General features: G+C 65.0%; 15 protein-coding genes and 1 pseudogene. 8 read left to right on the forward strand and 8 right to left on the reverse strand.

What is annotated here, in order from left to right:
- Window positions 1–36 precede the first annotated feature (36 nt).
- Together AB3X86_RS20470 and AB3X86_RS20475 are read left to right on the forward strand one after the other, a co-directional pair.
- Window positions 37–1053 carry a zinc-binding alcohol dehydrogenase family protein gene (locus AB3X86_RS20470; RefSeq protein ID WP_176108625.1) on the forward strand — a complete coding sequence of 339 codons (1017 nt, stop codon included), beginning with the start codon at window positions 37–39 and terminating at the stop codon, window positions 1051–1053.
- A 233-nt stretch (window positions 1054–1286) separates the two neighbouring features.
- Window positions 1287–1835 carry a DUF6013 family protein gene (locus AB3X86_RS20475; RefSeq protein ID WP_368597400.1) on the forward strand — a complete coding sequence of 183 codons (549 nt, stop codon included), beginning with the start codon at window positions 1287–1289 and terminating at the stop codon, window positions 1833–1835.
- A gap of 70 nt (window positions 1836–1905) precedes the next feature.
- Here AB3X86_RS20475 and fetB read toward each other — a convergent pair whose 3' ends face one another.
- Window positions 1906–2712, reverse strand: coding sequence for an iron export ABC transporter permease subunit FetB (gene fetB, locus AB3X86_RS20480; RefSeq protein WP_176119868.1), 807 nt, complete (start codon window positions 2710–2712; stop codon window positions 1906–1908).
- Entirely contained in the window at window positions 2709–3452 is a 744-nt protein-coding gene (locus tag AB3X86_RS20485) for an ATP-binding cassette domain-containing protein (protein WP_368597401.1), read from the reverse strand. The genes fetB and AB3X86_RS20485 overlap by 4 nt, the downstream gene beginning before the upstream one ends.
- Window positions 3453–3663: 211 nt before the next feature.
- On the opposite strand from AB3X86_RS20485, the gene AB3X86_RS20490 reads away from it, so the two are divergent.
- Window positions 3664–6162 carry an AsmA family protein gene (locus tag AB3X86_RS20490; RefSeq protein WP_368597402.1) on the forward strand — a complete coding sequence of 833 codons (2499 nt, stop codon included), beginning with the start codon at window positions 3664–3666 and terminating at the stop codon, window positions 6160–6162.
- Between the two features lie 287 nt (window positions 6163–6449).
- Here AB3X86_RS20490 and AB3X86_RS20495 read toward each other — a convergent pair whose 3' ends face one another.
- Complete coding sequence (locus AB3X86_RS20495; RefSeq protein WP_013089382.1) at window positions 6450–6941, reverse strand: hypothetical protein; 492 nt, start codon at window positions 6939–6941, stop codon at window positions 6450–6452.
- Complete coding sequence (locus AB3X86_RS20500) at window positions 6874–7209, reverse strand: hypothetical protein (protein ID WP_157646264.1); 336 nt, start codon at window positions 7207–7209, stop codon at window positions 6874–6876. The genes AB3X86_RS20495 and AB3X86_RS20500 overlap by 68 nt, the downstream gene beginning before the upstream one ends.
- Window positions 7210–7323: 114 nt before the next feature.
- On the opposite strand from AB3X86_RS20500, the gene AB3X86_RS20505 reads away from it, so the two are divergent.
- From AB3X86_RS20505 to AB3X86_RS20515, 3 genes and pseudogenes are all read left to right on the forward strand, one after another.
- On the forward strand, window positions 7324–8934 hold the full coding sequence (locus tag AB3X86_RS20505) for an ATP-binding protein (protein ID WP_368597403.1): 1611 nt from the start codon (window positions 7324–7326) through the stop codon (window positions 8932–8934).
- Window positions 8935–8988: 54 nt separating this feature from the next.
- A pseudogene (locus tag AB3X86_RS20510) lies at window positions 8989–9226 on the forward strand (hypothetical protein).
- A 59-nt stretch (window positions 9227–9285) separates the two neighbouring features.
- Window positions 9286–11259 (forward strand): response regulator, encoded by a 1974-nt coding sequence (locus AB3X86_RS20515; protein ID WP_368597404.1) that lies wholly within the window; start codon window positions 9286–9288, stop codon window positions 11257–11259.
- A gap of 124 nt (window positions 11260–11383) precedes the next feature.
- Here AB3X86_RS20515 and mscL read toward each other — a convergent pair whose 3' ends face one another.
- From mscL to mfd, 4 genes are all read right to left on the reverse strand, one after another.
- Window positions 11384–11830, reverse strand: coding sequence for a large conductance mechanosensitive channel protein MscL (gene mscL, locus AB3X86_RS20520; RefSeq protein ID WP_018432034.1), 447 nt, complete (start codon window positions 11828–11830; stop codon window positions 11384–11386).
- A gap of 99 nt (window positions 11831–11929) precedes the next feature.
- Window positions 11930–12964, reverse strand: a complete 1035-nt coding sequence (locus AB3X86_RS20525) for a threonine/serine dehydratase (protein WP_176377838.1) — start codon at window positions 12962–12964, stop codon at window positions 11930–11932.
- Window positions 12965–13053: 89 nt separating this feature from the next.
- Window positions 13054–14286 (reverse strand): acetylornithine deacetylase, encoded by a 1233-nt coding sequence (argE, locus tag AB3X86_RS20530; RefSeq protein WP_368597405.1) that lies wholly within the window; start codon window positions 14284–14286, stop codon window positions 13054–13056.
- 148 nt (window positions 14287–14434) lie between these two features.
- On the reverse strand, window positions 14435–17914 hold the full coding sequence (gene mfd, locus AB3X86_RS20535; protein ID WP_176119860.1) for a transcription-repair coupling factor: 3480 nt from the start codon (window positions 17912–17914) through the stop codon (window positions 14435–14437).
- 119 nt (window positions 17915–18033) lie between these two features.
- Here mfd and ispD point away from each other — a divergent pair, with 119 nt between their 5' ends.
- Window positions 18034–18747 carry a 2-C-methyl-D-erythritol 4-phosphate cytidylyltransferase gene (gene ispD, locus AB3X86_RS20540; protein ID WP_176119859.1) on the forward strand — a complete coding sequence of 238 codons (714 nt, stop codon included), beginning with the start codon at window positions 18034–18036 and terminating at the stop codon, window positions 18745–18747.
- 82 nt (window positions 18748–18829) lie between these two features.
- On the forward strand, window positions 18830–19309 hold the full coding sequence (gene ispF / locus AB3X86_RS20545; RefSeq protein WP_018432029.1) for a 2-C-methyl-D-erythritol 2,4-cyclodiphosphate synthase: 480 nt from the start codon (window positions 18830–18832) through the stop codon (window positions 19307–19309).
- Window positions 19310–19322: the final 13 nt, after the last annotated feature.

The following is a 19322-nucleotide window of genomic DNA, read 5'->3' on the forward strand; positions in this document are numbered from 1 at the left end:
ATGCTTGCACATCAACCGAACTCACAAGGAGCAGCCATGAAAGCCGTCGGACTCTACCGTTATCTGCCAATCGATCACGCCGAAGCGCTCGTCGACGTTGAGATCCCCAAACCCGAAGCGAGCGGCCGCGATCTGCTGGTCAAGGTCGAAGCCATTTCCGTGAACCCGGTCGACACCAAGGTGCGCGCGCCGAAGGATAGCGTCGAGAAGACGCCGCGCGTGCTCGGCTGGGATGCAGCCGGCACCGTCGTCGCGGCCGGACCCGAGGTCACGCTATTCAAGGTCGGCGATCCCGTCTTTTATGCGGGCAGCATTACGCGGCCGGGCGCCAACAGCGAGTTTCATCTGGTGGACGAACGGATCGTCGGACACAAGCCGGCGTCGCTCGATTTCACGCACGCGGCCGCCTTGCCGCTGACCGCGATCACTGCATGGGAAGCATTGTTCGACCGCCTCGGCGTGTCGCCGCAGGGCGCCGACGCAGGCCGCACGGTGCTGATTTTCGGCGGCGCGGGCGGGGTCGGCTCGATCGGCATCCAGCTCGCCAAGCAGCTCGCCAAGCTGAAGGTGATAGCGACCGCGTCTCGGCCCGAATCGGCGAAATGGGCACGGGAGCTCGGCGCGGATCACGTCGTCGATCACTTCGGCGATCTGTCCGCGCAGATGAAAGAGCTCGGCATCGAACAGGTCGACTACGTGCTGATCTTCAACGACACCGATCGCAATTTCCCGGCCGCGGCCGAACTGATCAAACCGCAAGGCGGTATCTGCACGATCGTCGAGAACAGCGCCGCGGTGCCGGTCGAATTGCTGAAGGCGAAGAGCGCCGCGTTTCACTGGGAATTCATGTTCACGCGCTCGATGTTCGGCACGCCCGACATGATCGAGCAGCACAAGCTGCTGACCGAGGTCGCGCGCCTCGTCGACGCGGGCACGTTGCGCACGACGCTCGGCGAGGACTTGGGCCGCATCAACGCGGAGAATCTGCGCCGCGCGCATCGGTTGCTGGAAGCAGGACGCGCGATCGGCAAGCTGGTGCTGACCGGCTTCTGAGATGAAATCGACGCGCAGAAAGCGCGTCGCCGCAAGCGGGTTAACACCCGAGCCGACACGACACGCGCGGCAGCGCGCTTGGCGTTAGACTGACGACGCAGCATGCCAAAACGGTTGCGTGTCTTGCGGCGAGGCAAGGCGGTGTGAACCGGCCGGGCCTCGGCAGTGCGCGAACAGTGCACGGGCAATCGCGTCGACGCGAGCGCGCAGCGGCACAACAACGAGGTGACAGTATGAGCTTCAGCTTCAAACTCTCCGCCGTTTCGATTGTCGCTTCTCTCGCCTGCGCGCTCGAGCCGGCTGCTCACGCAGCCACGCCGATCACGGTGACCAACAAGGCCGCGCTCGACGGTCCGATCCGCTACACCGTTCGCGTCACGTCGAAACAGTTCGGCAATTCCCAGGAGACCCGCACGATCCGCTCGGGCGAAACGGACGACTTCACGTGGAAGACCGTGCCGCCCGGCGGTCCGGTGCCCGCTACCGACGCATGCCCGGACTATGCGTCCCTGCCGGTCGACGAGAACGGCGCGATGATCCGCCAGACGCAGATCCGTCTCGCACCGGTGGTGGCGAGCGACGGCACCGCGACCGTACAGCTTAGCTTCCAGGCGCAGACGCCGCATGGTGTCAAAACCGTGACGAGCGGAGGCAAGCCGCTCAAGTGTCCGAACGATGTGCGCATGAGTCAGATCGTGCGTTTCACGATGCCGGTCAACGGCACGACGAAAACGCTGACGCTGAACGATGGCACTGAGGTCGCCGTCACCGCGAAGCGTTGAATGGTCCAGCGCGCGCCGTGACGGCCGCGTGCGCGAACCGTCACATGCGTTAGCGTGCCATCCGGGTGAGTCATCCTTTGCGTGCCTCACGCTCGACGAGCCGCGCCGGCAAGAACTGATGCTCGGCCGAAAACAGTCGCCGGTACGTGAGCAGCACTGCGCCCACCGTCCCCAGCGCCGACGCCGCCGCGATCAGAAACATGATGACGATCTGATAGCGCACCGCCTGCAATGGCGACTGCCCGGCCAGCACCTGCCCGGTCATCATGCCCGGCAAACTGACGACGCCGACCACCGCCATCTGATTCAACGTCGGCATCATGCCCGCGCGCACCGCCTGGCGCGCCGGCGCCTGCGCGGCCTCCCAGCGTGTCGCGCCGAGCGCGAGCGCCATGTCGACGCGGTCGCGCCGCGCGGTCAGTTCCTCGGTCATCCGCTCGATGCCGAGCGATACACCGGTCAGCGTGTTGCCGAGGATCATGCCGAGAATCGGAATCGCATATTGCGGCTCGTACCACGGATGGATGCGGATCACGACGAACAGTCCCACCGCGGCCACGAGCCACGAGCTGACCCAGATCGACAGCACGCTGTCGGCGCGTTGTCCGGCATAGGTGTGGCTGCCGCGCTGCGCGCCGGCGAAACCCGCGATCAGCGTCATCACGATCATCAGCGGCAGCACCACGTACCAGCGAGCGAAACTGAACACCCAGCCGAGCACATAGCCGATCGCGAGCAACTGGACCACGGTGCGCACCGCCGCCCATGCGAGCTTGCGTTCGAGATCGAGTTTCAACGCGACCGACACCGCGCCATTCACGACGATCAGCAGCGTCGCGATTGCGACGTCCCACAAGCTCAGATTCTGCAGGCTCATGGGCGGGACTCCCGACGCAGGTCCGCAACATCGCGTTGGTCCGCGTCGCGCCGCACCGTGGTGTGTTCGGCCAGCACGCCGGCGCGCATCGTCAAATGCCGTTCGCTCATGCGTGCCGCCTGCTCGGGGTCGTGCGATACCCATATCGATGCGTGAGCGCGAGGCGCGGCATCGAACCATGCCTGCACCAGCGCTTCGATCGCGCGCGACGACGCCGGGTCGAGCGACGCGGTCGGCTCGTCGAGCAACAACACTTCGGGCGCGAGTTGCAGCACCCGGATCAGCGCGGCGATCTGCGCTTCGCCGCCCGACAATTCGCTTGCGCGCTTGCCGAGAAAGTCCTCGCCGCGGCCGGCCTGCATCACAAGCCTGGCTGCTCGCGCGCGATCGAAGCGCGCGTCGCGATACGCGCGCAGATCGAACGGATAGCGCAGATTGTCTTCGACGCTGCCGTCGATCAGCGCGGGCCGCTGCCGGATATACGCGACGCCGCGCCGATAGCGCGGAATCGCCGCTCGCACGAGCGGCGCACCATGCCACAAGATGCGCCCTGCATCGATCGGATCGAGCAGCGCGAGCGCGCGCAGGAACACGCTCTTGCCGGAGCCGGACGGTCCGGTGATCGCGACGCGCTCGCCGGCGCGCAGCACGAAAGTGGTCTGCTGCAACAGCGTCTGGCCGCGCTGCGCATCACGCCGCACGATGCCGTCGGCGAAAAGGAGAGGAACATCGGTCGTCATGGTTGGAACGTCGTGGGGAGGGTGTCGCTTCGATGCCGGCGCGACGGCGTCAATGCTCCGGTCGGTCTGTCGGCAAAGCGTGCGCCATGATAAAACGACGAGGCGCGAATAGCGCACACAACCCACAACCGGCGCGACGATTCATTGCCACGCGCCAGGCACGATAACTGCTGCACGGTGCACAACGTAGAACAACACGCGGAGCCTTTCAATGGCAGTGTCGAGCAGTATCGGACGACGGGTCGGAAAGATCCTTGCATGGCTGCTGGCCGTGCTCGTCATCCTGATCGTTGCGCTCGTCATCTTCATCCTGACCTTCGACTGGAACCGCGCGCGACCTTACATCGACGACAAGGTCAGCCAGGCGATCGGCCGGCCGTTCGCGATCAACGGCGATCTGAAGGTGGGCTGGCGTCATGCGGTCGGCGAAACCGGCTGGCGCGGCTGGGTGCCCTGGCCGCGCTTTTCGGCCGCCAACATCACGATCGGCAATCCCGACTGGGCCAAACAGCCGCAGTTCGCGACGCTCGACGAAATCGACTTCGAAGTGGAGGTGCTGCCGCTGCTCGCGCACGACATCGTGATTCCGGCGATCAATCTCGTGAATCCATCGGTCGATCTCGAACGTCTTGTAGACGGCCGCAATAACTGGACCTTCAAACTGCCTTCATCGACCGGGCCATCCGAGTGGAAGCTCGATCTGCACGATATCGCGTTCGCGAAGGGCAATATCGCGCTGTCGGATCAGCAGAAGAAGGTCGAGGTGCAGATGGTCGTCGATACGCTCGGGCAGCCGATCCCGATCGGCGACGCGTTGAAGCAGCAGGAGGCGGCCTCGCGCAGCGCGTCGGCGCAGGCGGTCGGCCGCGCGGGTGCGAGCAAGCTTGCCGCGCAGGCCGAAGCGCAGGCGGCGTCGGCGGCGAAGGCGGCTTCCGAAGCGGCGGCTTCTGAAGCACAGACGCCGGCACAGGCGTCGGCAGCCTCGGGCCCGGCTGCAACATCAGGCGCGCCCGCGACTTCCGGCGCGCTCGCGACGAGCGGCGCCGCCGCGCCACGTGGCGAAACCGCCAGCGAGAGCGCCAGCACGCCTGCGGCCGTCTCGGCCGCGAGCGGCACCGCACCCGGCGCGCCACGCGCGACGCCGCTCTATGCGATCGCCTGGACCGTCAAGGGCACCTACAACCGCACGCCGCTGTCGGGCAGCGGCAAGCTCGGCGGCGTGCTCGCGCTGCAGGACGCGAACCGGCCGTTCCCGGTGCAGGCCGACGTCAAAGCCGGCGACCTGCATATCGCCTTCGTCGGCACGGTCACGGATCCGGCGCATCTCGCGGCGCTCGATCTGCGTCTCTGGCTGCAAGGCAACAGCATGGCCCGGCTATATTCGCTGACGGGGGTGACCCTGCCCGAGACCCCGCCATACGCGACCGAGGGCCATCTGATCGGCCGGTTCAAATCGAGCGGCAACGTGTTCACGTATGAAAACTTTACAGGCCGGGTCGGCGGCAGCGATCTGAACGGTTCGTTGACCTATACCGGCCGCCAGCCGCGTCCGCTGCTGAGAGGCGAACTCGAGTCGCATCTGCTGCAGTTCTCGGATCTCGCGCCGGTGATCGGCGCCGATTCGAACGCGAGCAAGGCGAAGCGCGGCGGCGCTGCCGCGCAGCCGAGCAACCGCGCGCTGCCGGTCGAGGAGTTCCGCACCGACCGCTGGAAGGCGATCGACGCCGACGTCAAGTTCACCGGCCGGCGCATCATCAAGAATGCGAATCTGCCCATCACGGATCTGTACACGCATGTCGTGATGACCGACGGCGTGCTGTCGCTCGTGCCGCTCAAGTTCGGCGTCGCGGGCGGCTCGCTCGCGTCGGACATTTATCTCGATGGCAGCGGGGCGCCGTTGAAGGGGCGCTTCGCGATGTCGGCGCGGCATCTGAAGCTCAAGCAACTGTTCCCGAACTTCAAGACGATGCAGAGCGCGCTCGGCGAGATCAATGGCGACGCGTCGCTGTCCGCGACCGGCAACTCTCCGGCGGCGCTCGCCGCGACCTCGAACGGCGAGCTGAAGGCGCTCGTGACCGAGGGCACCGTGAGCCGTCTGCTGATGGAGGCGGCCGGCCTGAACGTCGCGAACGTCGTCTACGAAAAGCTGTTCGGCAATCGCGACGTGAAGATCAACTGCGCCGCCGCCGATTTCGTCGCGACCGACGGCGTGCTCGAAGCGCGCGTGTTCGCGCTCGATACCGACGACGCGGTGATCAACATCGACGGTCACATCAATCTGCGCGACGAAACGATGGACCTCGGCGTGCACCCGCATACGAAGGGCTTCCGGGTCTTTTCGCTGCGCTCGCCGCTGTACGTGAAGGGCACCTTCAAGGACCCGCACGTCGGTGTCAATGCGGCCGCGCTTGCGCTGCGTGGCGGCGCGGCGGTCGGGCTCGGGCTGATCAATCCATTCGCGGCGCTGATCCCGCTGCTCGCGCCGAGCAACAACAAGCCGCTGCCGTGCACGCAATTGCTCGCGCAGGTGCGGCAGATGCCGAAGGCGCCGCCGCCGGGTGTGAAGCAACAGCCGAAGGCGCCGATGTCGCTGGAGGGCGCGCCGGTCAACAAGCCGTCGAGCGGTGCGTCGTCGCCGGCCGCGACGGATCGCAATCAAAAGCCCGCGACGCAGTCGCCAGCGAGCGCGGCCGAATACAAGGGTAGCTGATGTTGGTGGCGGCCTGTGCGTGATCTTTCTGTGGCTGATCAGCGTGCCGCCCGCGCGCGAGCGCGTCGATTTTGCGATGGCCGAATCAATGGCAGGATGCCGCGCGCGCAACTGCGCGCGGTCGCCGTCGAAGCCCGTGTTTCAATGCAATGAAGCGAACCGGAAAGCAACGCAGCGCGCCACCGAAGACGCCAGCGGTGGGTGACGACACCGGCTGTCGAAACCGCGGATGAATGACGACGAAACGAGCTGTCAGTAACCCTGAACTTCAAGGTCTCTGATCGGCGCTATCGGAGCGAGCGCGGTGTTGCATCGCCCGACGCATCCTGGCGACGCACGCCGCGGCGAGTACCGATCCGCGTCGCGCCGAACTCCGTCAGAATCTTGCCGCGCGCACGACTCGCGAACACGAGGAAGCCGAAGCCGTCGGCCTCGTACCAGTAGCCGCCGTTCTCGAGACCATCGAGCGGTTGCTCCAGTGCATTGGTAATGGATTCGATGCAGCGCCGCCGCAATTCGGCTGGTGCGGGGTAGGGCGGCTGCGCGCCGCGCACACTGCATAGAAGCACGTCGAGTCCGGGCAGTACGTGTGCATAGAGCACCGGTTCGTCCTGCGCGCGAGCCCGCGCAATCTTGGTGTCGAGTTGACCGAACGGCTTGAAATGCCGCAGAACCGCGAGGAACGACTCGTCGCCGTCCACCTTCGCGCGTCTACGCTTTTTCGGGAAGGACATAAAAATTCGCCTGAAAAAGAATTGCAAGAAACGCTGCGTCCTCATGCGACCACTCCCGGCTTTCGCGCGCCGCACGTCGATCTTTTATAGCATACGACAAGGCCGGATTCACGATGATTCGACGTTGCTGCATCGCTCCACCGCTCCCGCACGAATCATGCCGAACCGCCTCGCCGCGCGCATTCGCATCCCAGCACACCTTGTCTCCATCATAGACGCAGGCGGCGCGGAAAAAACATCCCATCCCAATAAAAAAGTCATTTTTGTGTGGTCGAGCGCTTGCAGGCGCGCCGTTGAAATATCTCTGGTTCACGTCGATAATGGCCCGTCCGGCCGCGCGGCGCCCGCCTTACAGGGCGCCACGGGTGCGCGAGCCCCGCCGTTCGAGTGACAGCCTGAACCACAGCCTGAACGCCCTGACGGAACCATGAAACTATTCACCAAAGGCCTGCTGCTGATCGCAATACCGAGCGTGGTCGAACTCGCGCTGCTCGGGGTCGTCTTCGACACCCAGGAGCGCACCGCGCAGGCCGCGCGATGGGTCGACAACAGCAAGCAGATCCTCTACGAGTCGTCGGCCATCGTCGACCCGCTGCTGCGCCAGGCCGCGCGCGTGCGCACCGCGATGGTAACGGGCGATGCGTCGCTGATCGAGCGCCACGCGGTGTGGGTCGAACTGAACGACCGGCTCGCGAAGCTCGATGCGCTCGTCGCCGAAACACCGGCCCAGGCCGAGCGCGTACACAGCATGCGGCGCGCGATCGGCGCGTATCGCCAACAGAGTGTCGCGATCTCGCAGGCTGTGCACGAGGGGCGCAGTCTACGCCCCTATATTGCGCTCGAAACCGGCGAGTTGCCGGAGCAGATCGCCGTGTTCCGCGAGGAGTTGGCCCAGTTCGACGCGGCGGCGTCGGTACTCGACGTCGAGCGCGCGAGCGCGCTCGGCGAGCGTCGTGACCTTCAGCAGCGCGCGCTGATCGCCGCGGCATTCGGCTCGATGCTGATCTGGGCGGTCACCGCCTTCGTGTTCGCGCGCGGCATCGGCCAGCGCCTCGAAGTGCTGACCGATAACGCCGAGCGGCTCGGCAGCGGCCGGCCGCTCGCGGCGCCGTTGTCGGGCAGCGACGAAATCGCCGCGCTCGACTCGGTGCTGCATCAGACCGATACGCGTCTGCGCGAGGCGGAAGCCGGGCAGCAGGCCCTGAAGACCGAGCTCGAAGCACGCGCGCGCGAACTGACGGCCGTCAATGAGGAATTGCGCCAGGAACCGCAGGACAACGAGATGTTCATCTACAGCGTGTCGCATGATCTGCGCTCGCCGCTCGTGAATCTGCAAGGGTTTTCGAAGGAGCTGCACGTATCGTGCGACGAACTCGACGGCCTCGTCGGGCGGGCTCGCCTGCCTGAGATCGAAGCGCGGCGCATGACGCAGATTCTGAATGGCGACGTGCGCGAGTCGTTGCACTATTTGCGCACGGCTGTTGCGCGCGCGGCGGCGATCATCGACGCGCTGTTGCGCATCTCGCGCGCGGGACGGCTCGAATACCAGTGGCAGCGGGTCAGCGTCGGGCGCGCGGTGGCGCGGGTCGTCGATGGGCTGCAAGGCACGATCGACCAGCGCGCCGCGAGTGTCACGGTGCGAGAGCTGCCGCCCGCATGGGGCGATCCGGCGGCGGTCGAACAGATCTTCAGCAACCTGATCGGCAATGCGCTGACTTTTCTCGATCCGGCGCGCCGCGGGCGCATCGAGGTCGGCGCGCTTGCGCCCGAACCCGTCGATGAAAGCGAGCCGCGCGCGGTCCGTATGCGCACCTATTACGTCCGCGATAATGGGCTAGGCATTCCGGCCGCGTATCTATCGAAGGTGTTTCGCGCGTTCCAGCGTCTGCATGCAGACGTCGCTAGCGGCGAGGGGATTGGCCTCGCGGTGGTGCGGCGCACGGTCGAGCGGCACGGCGGACGCGTCTGGGTCGAATCGGCTGAAGGCGCCGGTTCGACCTTTTTCGTGGTGCTGCCCGAGCAGCCCGTGCGCTTCTGAGCGTTGCGCATGCCGGCGCGGACATGGATGACGAATCGTTGGCACGGAGAGCCTATGAATCACGCGCAAACGGCCAGCTTCGTTCTGATCGAAGACGACGACGGCCACGCAACGCTCGTCGAGCGGAATCTGCGCCGCGCCGGCGCGAATCCGCTCGCTGCTACGAACTCGGTTGCAACGTCTACGTCTGCAAGCCGGTCGAACACGATACGTTCATCGAGGCCGTGCGCCGGCAGCCTTTTTTCTGCAAGTGGTCAAGCTGCCGCCGGCGCATCGGCTCGAGCCGGCCTGAAGGTGACCGAAAGCCGTTCATGACAACATAAGCACTGACCTTAGCCACAGAGCATCCGCATGACCGAAGAAGTGTCCAAGCCGCAAGCCGCTTATGTGCTCGTTGTCGATGACGACGAGGGCATCCTGCGGCTCGCGCGCAAGTCGCTCGAACGCGCCGGCTGCCGGGTGGCGATCTGCGCCGGTGTCGAGGCGGCCTGCGAGCGGCTCGCGAGCGGCGGCTTCGATCTGCTGGTGCTCGACTATCAGTTGAACGGGCCGGAGACCGGGCTCGATTTCTTTCGGCGCCTGCGCGCGGAGGGTGTGCGCATTCCGGCGATCCTCGTGACCGGCTTCACCGACGAGTCGCGCGTGATCGAAGCACTGCGCGCGGGCGTGTCCGACGTGGTGCCGAAGTCCGGCGACTATCTCGACTATCTGCCGGAGGCCGTGGAGCGCGTGCTGTCGCAGGTGCGGCTGCAACGCGCGTCCGACGAAGCGCTGCTGCTGCGCGATCGCGAACTGCATTACCGCACGCTGTCAGAGACGTTGCCGCACCTGGTGCTGACCTGCGACGCAGCCGGCGATTGCGACTTCCTGTCGAAGCAATGGTACGACTACACCGGCTTGCCCGAACACAGCTCGCATGGTCTTGCGTGGCTCGACGCCGTGCATCCCGACGATCGCGAGCAGATCCGGCAAAGCTGGCTCAAGGCCGTGGCGAGCCGCAACGGCGACTATCGGCACGAGATGCGGATTCGCCGCCACGACGGCGAGTACCGCTGGTTCGACGTGCGCGTGGTCGCGATGCGCGATGCCGAAGGCAACGTCAGCAAATGGTTCGGCAGTTGCACCGACATTCACTCGCAGCGCGAGGCGATCGAGGAGCGCGAGCGGCTGCTCGAGTCGGAGCAGGCCGCGCGCCAGGCCGCCGAAGAGGCGAACCGCGCGAAGGACCGTTTTCTCGCGATGCTGTCGCACGAATTGCGCACGCCGCTCACGCCGGTGCTGGCGGGCGCGAGCGTGCTCGAGATGATTGCCGATCTGCCCGAGCAGGCGCGCGCGAGCGTGCGGATGATCCGCCGCAACGTCGAGCTGGAGGCACGGCTGATCGACGATCTGCTCGATCTGACGCGCGTCGCGAACGGCAAGCTGCGGCTGTCGCTGGAAACCGTCGACGTGCACGACGTGATCGACAGCGTGCTCGAACTCTTTCGCAGCGAAATCCAGGTCAAGCAGCAGGACGTGCATGTCGACAAGCGCGCGACGCATCACTACGTGCTCGCCGATCGCGCGCGTCTGCAACAGATGCTGTGGAACCTGATTCGCAATGCCGCTAAGTTCACGCCGGACGGCGGCCATATCTATGTACGCACGCGCGACGAACGCATGCAGGTGCAGATCTCGATCGAAGACACCGGCATCGGCATCGAGCCGGAGCAGATCGGCAAGCTGTTCAACGCGTTCGAGCAGGGCGACCAGAGTATGACGCGGCAATTCGGCGGGCTGGGTCTCGGTCTCGCGATCACGAAGGCGCTGACCGACGTGCACGGCGGCACCGTGACCGCGCAGAGTCCCGGTCCGCATTGCGGCGCGACCTTCACGATCACGCTGCCGACCGCGGCCGCGCCGGCCACCGCGCCGCCGGTCATCGTGCCGAGCACCGTGCAGCCGGCGAGTTCGCTGACCGTGCTGCTGATCGAGGATCATGCCGATACCGCCGACGTGATGGCCCAATTGATGCGCGGCTTGGGTCATCAGGTGACCGTGGTCGGGCGCATCGACGATGCGCTTGCGGCGACGCAGTTGCAGAACTTCGATCTGGTTGTCAGCGATGTCGGGTTGCCCGATGGCACCGGCCTCGATTTCATCAAGGCGTTTCGCGAACATTCCGATGTGCCAGCCGTCGCGTTGACCGGCTTCGGCACCGACGAGGACGTGCGCCGTTGCTTGGGTGCGGGCTTTACATCGCATCTGACGAAGCCTGTCAATTTCGGCCAGCTCGAAGCGATGATCGAAAGCGCCGCGCAATTGAAGGCGCAAAAGAATGCGTAAGGCTCGATAAAGGGCAGTGCGCTGAAAGCAAAGTGAAAAGACAAAGGCCTGTTGCGAAGTCAGTCGCAACAGGCCTTTTTCATTTCACGGGCTCAGGTATTTGAAACCGAGCTTTATCTAACAATTAACGCTGCTGGTTTTTCAGCGAATCGCGGATCTCGCGAAGCAGAAGCACGTCTTCCGGCGTCGGGGGCGGTTCCGCCGGAGCAGCTTGCGGCTCCTTGCGCAGTTTGTTGATGAACTTGACCATCAGAAAGATGATGAACGCGAGAATGATGAAGTTGATCGTCGCGGTAATGAACGAGCCGTAACCGAACACCGCCACGCCGGCCGTCTGCAGGTCTTTATACGATTCGGGGTTGCCTTTGTAAGTCGCTGGAATATGGCCGAGGCGAACGAACAGATTGGAGAAATCGAAGCCGCCGGTAGCGAGCCCGACGACCGGCATGATCAGGTCTTTAACCACGGAATTGACAATGGTGGAAAATGCGCCGCCGATAATCACACCGACCGCCAAGTCCATCACATTGCCTTTGAGGGCAAATTCTTTAAATTCCTGGATCATGCTCATACACACACCTCCCTGATATGAATAGCCGAATCATACCAACCTGAAGCGGATAGGCTAGTGCCTTGGCCCCGACGCAACAAGTGCATTCGCCGCGCGTCGTTAATGAGGAAACTGTGACTCGCCATGACGCGCACGCTCCAGGTGCGCGGCAAAACTGACCGGGTCGATGTTCGCGCCGCACAGCAGCACGCCCACGCGTTTGCCCTGCAACTGTTCGCGCAACGGTCCGAGCAAGGCGGCGGTGGCGGCCGCGCAAGCCGGCTCGACCGCGAGCTTCAGCTGATTGAACAGGATCAGCATCGCTTCGCGCAACTGATCGTCGGACACCGTCACGAGCCGATCGATATGGCGGCGGCACAACTCGTAGCTGTATTGCTCGGTATGCGGCGACATCAGCGAATCGGCGATGCTGTACATATGGCCCATTCTGACCGTATGGTTGGCGGCAAAACTCTTGCTCATCACATCGGAGCCTTCGGGTTCGACGCCGTACACGTGGATGTTCGGATTCGCGAGGCGCAGAGCGGTGGAGACTCCGGCCGCGAGGCCACCGCCGCCGATCGGCACGATCACCGCTTCGAGGTCGGGTGTTTGCGTCGCCCATTCGTAGCCGAGCGTCGCCGAGCCGAGCACCGTGCGATAACCGTTGAACGGATGCACGAAATAACGGCCTTCCTCGGCCTCGATGCGTCGCACCAGTTCGAACGCTTCGGCGAGATCTTCCGCATAGACGATGTCGGCGCCGTATGCACGGCACAACGCGACGCGCGCCGGATTCGCCGCGCTGAACAGCACGACCTTCGCGCTGACGCCGAGCCGCATCGCCGCATAGGCGACCGCCACCGCGTGATTGCCGCCTGACACGCAGGTCACGCCCGCGCTCTTCTGCGCGTCGTCGAGCGCGAGCAGGTTCGTAAAGGCGCCGCGCGCCTTGAAGCTGCCACCCGCCTGCAAGAGTTCGAACTTGAAATTGACGACGGTGCCGCGCAGCGACGAGAAGTCGAGCCGGTCGAACACCGGCGTGCGCGCGACCCACGGCGTCAATGCGAAATGCTGCGCGGCGATGTCGTCGAGCGTGGGGATCGGCTCGCCGTCGATCGTGTGATCCGTGTGCTGCTGCATGGCGCTGGACATGGCGGTCGCTCCGGAGTCGTCGATGTCGCTCAGACCCGTGGCGCGGCGCGCAGGTTCACCGCGGCTGCGCGCCGCTGCAACGAGACGGGCTAAGCGGCCTCGACCGACATGCTGTGAATGAACTTGCGCAGGAAGCGCTCGCACGCGACGAGCTGCTCGAGCTCGACGAATTCGTTCGCCTTGTGCGCCTGCTGGATATCGCCGGGGCCGCAGACGATGCTCGGAATCCCCGCGTTCGAGAAGAGGCCTGCCTCGGTGCCGTACGCGACCTTACGCTTGTCCTGGTCGGCCGTCAGCGCGCGCACGAGTTGCGTGATCGCGGCCTGCTCAGACGAATCCAGTCCGGGCGCCGCGGCGATCTTCGTGATCTCGATCGCGGCCGACGGATGCTCGCGCAGCATTTTCGGCAGCAGCGTTTCGCGCGCGTAGCTGTCGATGCGCGCGAAGATCTGCTCGGGATCGAGCGTCGGCAGATTGCGGAATTCGAACTGGAACTGGCATTCGGCCGGCACCGTGTTGATCGCGTTGCCGCCCGTGATCGTGCTGGTCTGCGCGGTGCTGAACGGCACGTCGTACAGTTCGTCGAACGGGCCTTGCGCGCGGAACTGGTCGGCCATGTCGCGGATGTGGCAGATCAGGCGCGCCGCGTATTCGATCGCGTTCAAGCCCTTCGGCGTCAGCGACGAATGCGCGGCCTGGCCTCGCACGCAGCAGTGGTACGCGTTGATGCCTTTGTGCGCGATGATCGGGCGCATGCTGGTCGGCTCGCCGACGATACAGCCGTCCGGCTTCACGCCGCGCTTCATCAGATCGGCGATCATCAGCGGCGCGCCGACGCAGCCAACCTCCTCGTCGAACGACAGTGCGAAGTGGATGGGTTTCGCGAGCCTGGTACGCTGCATCTCGGGCACGAGCGCGAGCGCCGCGCCGATGAAACCCTTCATGTCGCAGGTGCCGCGGCCGTAGAGCTTGTCACCGCGGATCTCGGGCTTGAACGGATCGCTGTCCCATTGCTGGCCATCCACTGGCACGACGTCCGTATGGCCCGACAGCACGACGCCGCCGTTCGTTTCGCCATCGTGCGCGGGAATCGTCGCGAACAGGTTCGCCCATTTGCCGCCCTTGCCGTGCGTCAGCGTCGCGTCGATACCGACCGCGCGCAGTTCGTCGCGCACGGTTTCGATCAGGCCGAGATTCGGATTGCGGCTCACCGTGTCCATCGACACGAGACGGGTGACCCAGGGCAGAGATACCGGAGAAGCGGAGGAGGCGGAGGAAGCGGACGACTGCGACGATTGCGCTGTTTCAGCGACGTGAGACATGACATGACTCCATCATTTTGTGTCTATCGATCATATCCCATATTGCATTTTGGTAAGGTGGCCAAAACGCCCGGCGCGCGTTGGCGCAGCGCAGCATCGATGCAAAAAACGGGGGACGTCCCCCCGTTTTTTTGCTGTTTCAGGACCATCAGCGCGCGGGCGCCGGCGCGGTGCCGCGGCTCGGCGAACCGAGCGCGCGCAAGGTCTCCTTGACGGTCGCGACGCGCACCGCGAGATCCGGGCTGCGCGTTTCGATACGCAGCTTGTCCTGGCCCGCGAGCTTGATGTGCTTGTGCTTCTGCACCATCTCGATGATCCGCATCGCGTCGACGGGCGGATTCGGGATGAACTGCAGGCCAATCACCGCTTCGCCGGCATCGATCTTCGAAATGCCGAGCGGTTTCGCGGCGAGCCGCAGACGATGCGTCTCCACCAGCGCATGCGCCTGCGGCGGCAGCTTGCCGAAGCGGTCGATCAGCTCCTCCTGGATACCGTCGATCGAATCGCTGTGTTCGCAGTTCGCGAGGCGCTTGTACAGCGACAGACGTTCCTGCACGTCGCCGCAGTAGTCCGACGGCAGGATCGCCGGCGAATGCAGGTTGATCTCGGTGGTCGCCGCGAGCGGCGCGGTGAGGTCCGGCTCCTTGCCGTTCTTGAGCGCCTTCACCGCGTCATTGAGCATGTCGGTATAAAGCTGGAAGCCGATCTCGTGAATCTCGCCCGACTGCTTGTCGCCGAGCACCTCGCCGGTGCCGCGAATCTCGAGGTCGTGCATCGCGAGATAGAAGCCCGAGCCGAGTTCCTCCATCTGCTGGATTGCTTCGAGCCGTCGTTGCGCCTGCTTGGTGAGCCCCTGCGGATCATGCACGAGCAGATACGAATACGCCTGGTGATGCGAGCGGCCGACGCGTCCACGCAGCTGATGCAATTGCGCGAGACCGAACTTGTCGGCGCGATGGATCAGGATCGTGTTCGCGCTCGGCACGTCGATGCCGGTTTCGATGATCGTCGTGCACAGCAGCACGTTCGCGCGTTGCGCGACGAAGTCGCGCATCACGCGTTCCAGTTCGCGCTCGTGCATCTGGCCATGCGCGACCGCGATGCGCGCTTCGGGCACGAGTGCTTCGAGCATCTGCCGACGGTTCTCGATCGTCTCGACTTCGTTGTGCAGGAAGTAGACCTGGCCGCCGCGCTTCAGCTCGCGCAGCATCGCTTCGCGAATCACGCTGTCTTCCTCGCGCCGCACGAAGGTCTTGATCGCAAGGCGCTTTTGCGGCGCCGTGGCGATCACCGAGAAATCGCGCAGGCCTTCGAGCGCCATGCCGAGCGTGCGCGGAATCGGCGTCGCGGTCAGCGTCAGCACGTCGACTTCAGCGCGCAGCGCCTTCAGCGCTTCCTTCTGACGCACGCCGAAGCGATGCTCCTCGTCGATGATCACGAGCCCGAGCCGCTTGAACTGCACATCCGACGACAGCAGCTTGTGCGTGCCGATCACGATGTCGACCGAACCTTCGTTGATCTGCTGGATCGCCGCGTTCACTTCCTTGGTCGACTTGAAGCGCGACAGCTCGGCGATGCGCACCGGCCAGTCGGAGAAGCGGTCACTGAAGGTTTGCGTGTGCTGTTCGGCGAGCAGCGTGGTGGGTGACAGCAGCGCGACCTGCTTGCCGCCCATCACCGCGATGAACGCCGCCCGCAACGCGACCTCGGTCTTGCCGAAGCCGACGTCGCCGCACACCAGCCGGTCCATCGGCTTGCCGCCCGTCATGTCGCCGATCACGGCCGCAATCGCAGCGGCCTGGTCCGGCGTCTCCTCGAAACCGAAGCTCTCGGCGAACTTCACATAGTCCTTTGGTTCGAGCGCGAACGCGTGGCCTTCGCGGGCGGCACGGCGCGCGTACAGGTTGAGCAGTTCGGCGGCGGTATCGCGGATCTGCTGCGCGGCCTTGCGTTTGGCCTTTTCCCACTGGCCCGAACCCAGCGAATGCAGCGGCGCGCTTTCCGGATCGGCGCCGCTGTAGCGCGAGATCACGTGCAATTGCGCGACCGGCACGTAGAGCTTGCTGTCGCCCGCGTATTCGAGGTGCAGGAACTCGGTTTCGCCTTCGCCGAGGTCCATCGTGACCAGACCCATGTAGCGGCCGATGCCGTGCTGCGAATGGACCACCGGATCGCCGACCTTCAGCTCGGACAGATCGCGCACCATCGAATCGACGTTGCTCGCCTGCTCCTGGCGGCGGCGTCCCGCGCGGCGCGCGAGCGGCCCGTACAGCTCGGTTTCGGTGATGATCGCGATGCCTTCGTCCGGCACCGCGAAGCCGTTCGCGAGCGGCGCGACGCCGAGCGAGAACGGCGCATCGCCCTTGAGCCAGTCGGCGAAGCTGTCAGCCGAGGCGGGCTTCAGCTGATTGTCGGCGAGCAGTTGCAGCAGCGTCTCGCGACGGCCCGCCGATTCGGCGGCGAACAGCACGCGGTTCGGCGTCGTGCTCAGATACGCGCGCAGTGCCGAGACGGGGTCGTCGGCGTGACGGTCGATCGCGAGGTTCGGCAGAGCGATCGACCAGGCGCCGCCGCCGTTGGTGGGCAGCACGAGCCGTGCGAACGGTTTCGCGAACGTGAAGAAATCTTCGTCCGACAGGAACAGCTTCTGCGGTTCGAGTATCGGCCGGTCGCGGTCGTGCGACAGGAAGTTGAAGCGCTGTTTCGTGTCGTTCGTGAAGCGCCGGATCGCCGCGTCCAGATCGCCGACGAACGCGAGCTGGGAACCGTCGGGCAGGTAATGGAAGAGGGTGGCCGTTTCCTCGAAGAACAGCGGTAGATAGTATTCGATGCCCGCCGACGGCACGCCGTTGCCGATGTCTTTATAGATCGATGCGCGGCTCGGATCGCCCTCGAAGGTCTCGCGCCAGCGGCTGCGGAATGCGGTGCGCGCGGCTTCGTCGAACGGGAATTCGCGGCCCGGCAGCAGGCGCACGTCCTTGACCGGATAGAGGCTGCGCTGCGTGTCGGGGTCGAATGCGCGGATCGAGTCGACTTGGTCATCGAACAGGTCGATCCGGTAGGGCAGCGGGGAGCCCATCGGGAACAGATCGAGCAGCGAGCCGCGCACGCAGTATTCGCCGGGACGCACGACCTGGCTCACGTGCTCGTAGCCGGCGAGCGTCAGCTGCGCCTTCAGCTTCGCTTCGTCGAGCCGTTCGCCCTGCGAGAACGAGAACGTGTAGGCGGCGAGGAACGACGCGGGCGGCATCCGGTACAAGGCCGTCGTGGCCGGCACGAGCAGGATGTCGCAGCGGCCTTCGCCGAGATCGTGCAGCGTCGCGAGACGCTCGGACACGAGGTCCTGGTGCGGCGAAAACGTGTCGTAAGGCAGCGTCTCCCAGTCGGGCAAGAGGCGCACGCGCGCGTCGGGCGCGAAGAAGCCGATTTCCTGCGACAGCCGCTGCGCGTCGACCGCGCTTTCGCAGACCACCGCCAGCAGCGGCATCTTCTCGCGATAGCTGAGGTGGTAGCGGGCGATCAGCAGCGCGTCGGACGAACCGCGCGTGCCGTCGAAGGCGAAACGCTGGCCGGCCTTGACGAGCGCGACGGGCGAGGAGGACTGCGAGATTGCGGCGATGTCTGGCATAAAGGAGAGAAAGCGGCTCGGGGCTCACACGACGGCCAAGTTTACGCGTCCACGGGCGTGAATGCGAAGGACGTATTATAAAATCCGTCCTTTACTTTGACCTGGCGGCATCCGCACTCGTGACTTCCCGTCTCTTCGCCCTGATCCCGTGCGCAGGCACCGGCAGCCGTTCCGGCGCCGCGATGCCCAAGCAATACCGCACTGTCGCCGGCCGCGACATGCTGCATTACTCGCTCGCCGCGTTCGACGCGTGCAGCGAATTCACGCAGACGCTAGTCGTCATCGCGCCCGACGACCAGCACTTCGACGCGCGCCGCTTCGGCAATCTGCGTTTCGCGGTGCGGCGCGTGGGCGGCGCGTCGCGCCAGGCGTCGGTGCTCAACGGTCTGCACGCGCTCGCCGAGTTCGGCGCCCACGACGACGATTGGGTGCTCGTGCACGACGCAGCCCGGCCCGGCATCACGCCGGCGCTGATCCGCACGCTGATCGGAACGCTAAAGGACGATGCTGTCGGCGGCATCATGGCGCTGCCGGTCGCCGATACGTTAAAGCGAATCGATCGCACGTCGACCGATGGCCGCATCGCCCGTACCGAGGCACGCGACGGCTTGTGGCAGGCGCAGACGCCGCAGATGTTCCGCATCGGCATGCTGCGCGAGGCGATCCTGCGTGCGCAGGCCGACGGCCACGATCTGACCGACGAGGCGAGCGCGATCGAATGGTCGGGGCATGCGCCGAAGCTCGTGCAAGGCAGTCTGCGCAATTTCAAGGTCACGTATCCGGAAGATTTCGATCTGGCCGAGGCGATTCTGAGCCGCGCCGCCGGTTCGTGATACCTCGCATACGCACGATAGAAAGATTTGGAAAGGCTTTAAAGAAGCTATAAAAGCTTCAGCACTTGAGGATGTGACGCATATGGATTTCAGAATTGGGCAAGGCTACGACGTGCATGCGCTGGTGCCGGGACGCGCGTTGATCATCGGCGGCGTGACGATTCCGTACGAGCGCGGACTGCTCGGTCACTCGGACGCGGACGTGCTGCTGCACGCGATCACCGACGCGCTGTTCGGCGCGGCCGCGCTGGGCGACATCGGCCGCCACTTCTCCGATACCGACGCGAAGTTCGCCGGCGCAGACAGCCGCGTGCTGCTGCGCGAATGCGTGGCGCGCGTGAAGGCGGCGGGTTTTGCGATCGGCAACGTCGATAGCAGCGTGATCGCACAGGCGCCGAAGCTCGCACCGCATATCGAAGGGATGCGCGCGAATATCGCGGCGGACCTCGGCCTGCCGATCGAGCGTGTGAACGTCAAGGCGAAGACGAACGAGAAGCTCGGTTATCTCGGCCGCGGCGAGGGCATCGAGGCGCAGGCCGCGGTGTTGCTGGTCAGGAGCTGAACGAGCTTTGGTT

Source organism: Paraburkholderia sp. BR14374, from assembly GCF_040948685.1.
Classification (GTDB): Bacteria; Pseudomonadota; Gammaproteobacteria; order Burkholderiales; family Burkholderiaceae; genus Paraburkholderia; species Paraburkholderia youngii.

Excerpts from the sequence above, each read along its gene's own strand:
- AB3X86_RS20490 (WP_368597402.1), top strand. The coding sequence starts at position 3,664 with ATGGCAGTGTCGAGCAGTATCGGACGACGGGTCGGAAAGATCCTTGCA.
- AB3X86_RS20505 (WP_368597403.1), top strand. The coding sequence starts at position 7,324 with ATGAAACTATTCACCAAAGGCCTGCTGCTGATCGCAATACCGAGCGTG.
- AB3X86_RS20515 (WP_368597404.1), top strand. The coding sequence starts at position 9,286 with ATGACCGAAGAAGTGTCCAAGCCGCAAGCCGCTTATGTGCTCGTTGTC.
- fetB (WP_176119868.1), bottom strand. The coding sequence starts at position 2,712 with ATGAGCCTGCAGAATCTGAGCTTGTGGGACGTCGCAATCGCGACGCTG.
- AB3X86_RS20525 (WP_176377838.1), bottom strand. The coding sequence starts at position 12,964 with ATGTCCAGCGCCATGCAGCAGCACACGGATCACACGATCGACGGCGAG.
- ispF (WP_018432029.1), top strand. The coding sequence starts at position 18,830 with ATGGATTTCAGAATTGGGCAAGGCTACGACGTGCATGCGCTGGTGCCG.
- AB3X86_RS20495 (WP_013089382.1), bottom strand. The coding sequence starts at position 6,941 with ATGAGGACGCAGCGTTTCTTGCAATTCTTTTTCAGGCGAATTTTTATG.
- AB3X86_RS20470 (WP_176108625.1), top strand. The coding sequence starts at position 37 with ATGAAAGCCGTCGGACTCTACCGTTATCTGCCAATCGATCACGCCGAA.
- AB3X86_RS20485 (WP_368597401.1), bottom strand. The coding sequence starts at position 3,452 with ATGACGACCGATGTTCCTCTCCTTTTCGCCGACGGCATCGTGCGGCGT.
- mfd (WP_176119860.1), bottom strand. The coding sequence starts at position 17,914 with ATGCCAGACATCGCCGCAATCTCGCAGTCCTCCTCGCCCGTCGCGCTC.
- argE (WP_368597405.1), bottom strand. The coding sequence starts at position 14,286 with ATGTCTCACGTCGCTGAAACAGCGCAATCGTCGCAGTCGTCCGCTTCC.
- AB3X86_RS20475 (WP_368597400.1), top strand. The coding sequence starts at position 1,287 with ATGAGCTTCAGCTTCAAACTCTCCGCCGTTTCGATTGTCGCTTCTCTC.
- mscL (WP_018432034.1), bottom strand. The coding sequence starts at position 11,830 with ATGAGCATGATCCAGGAATTTAAAGAATTTGCCCTCAAAGGCAATGTG.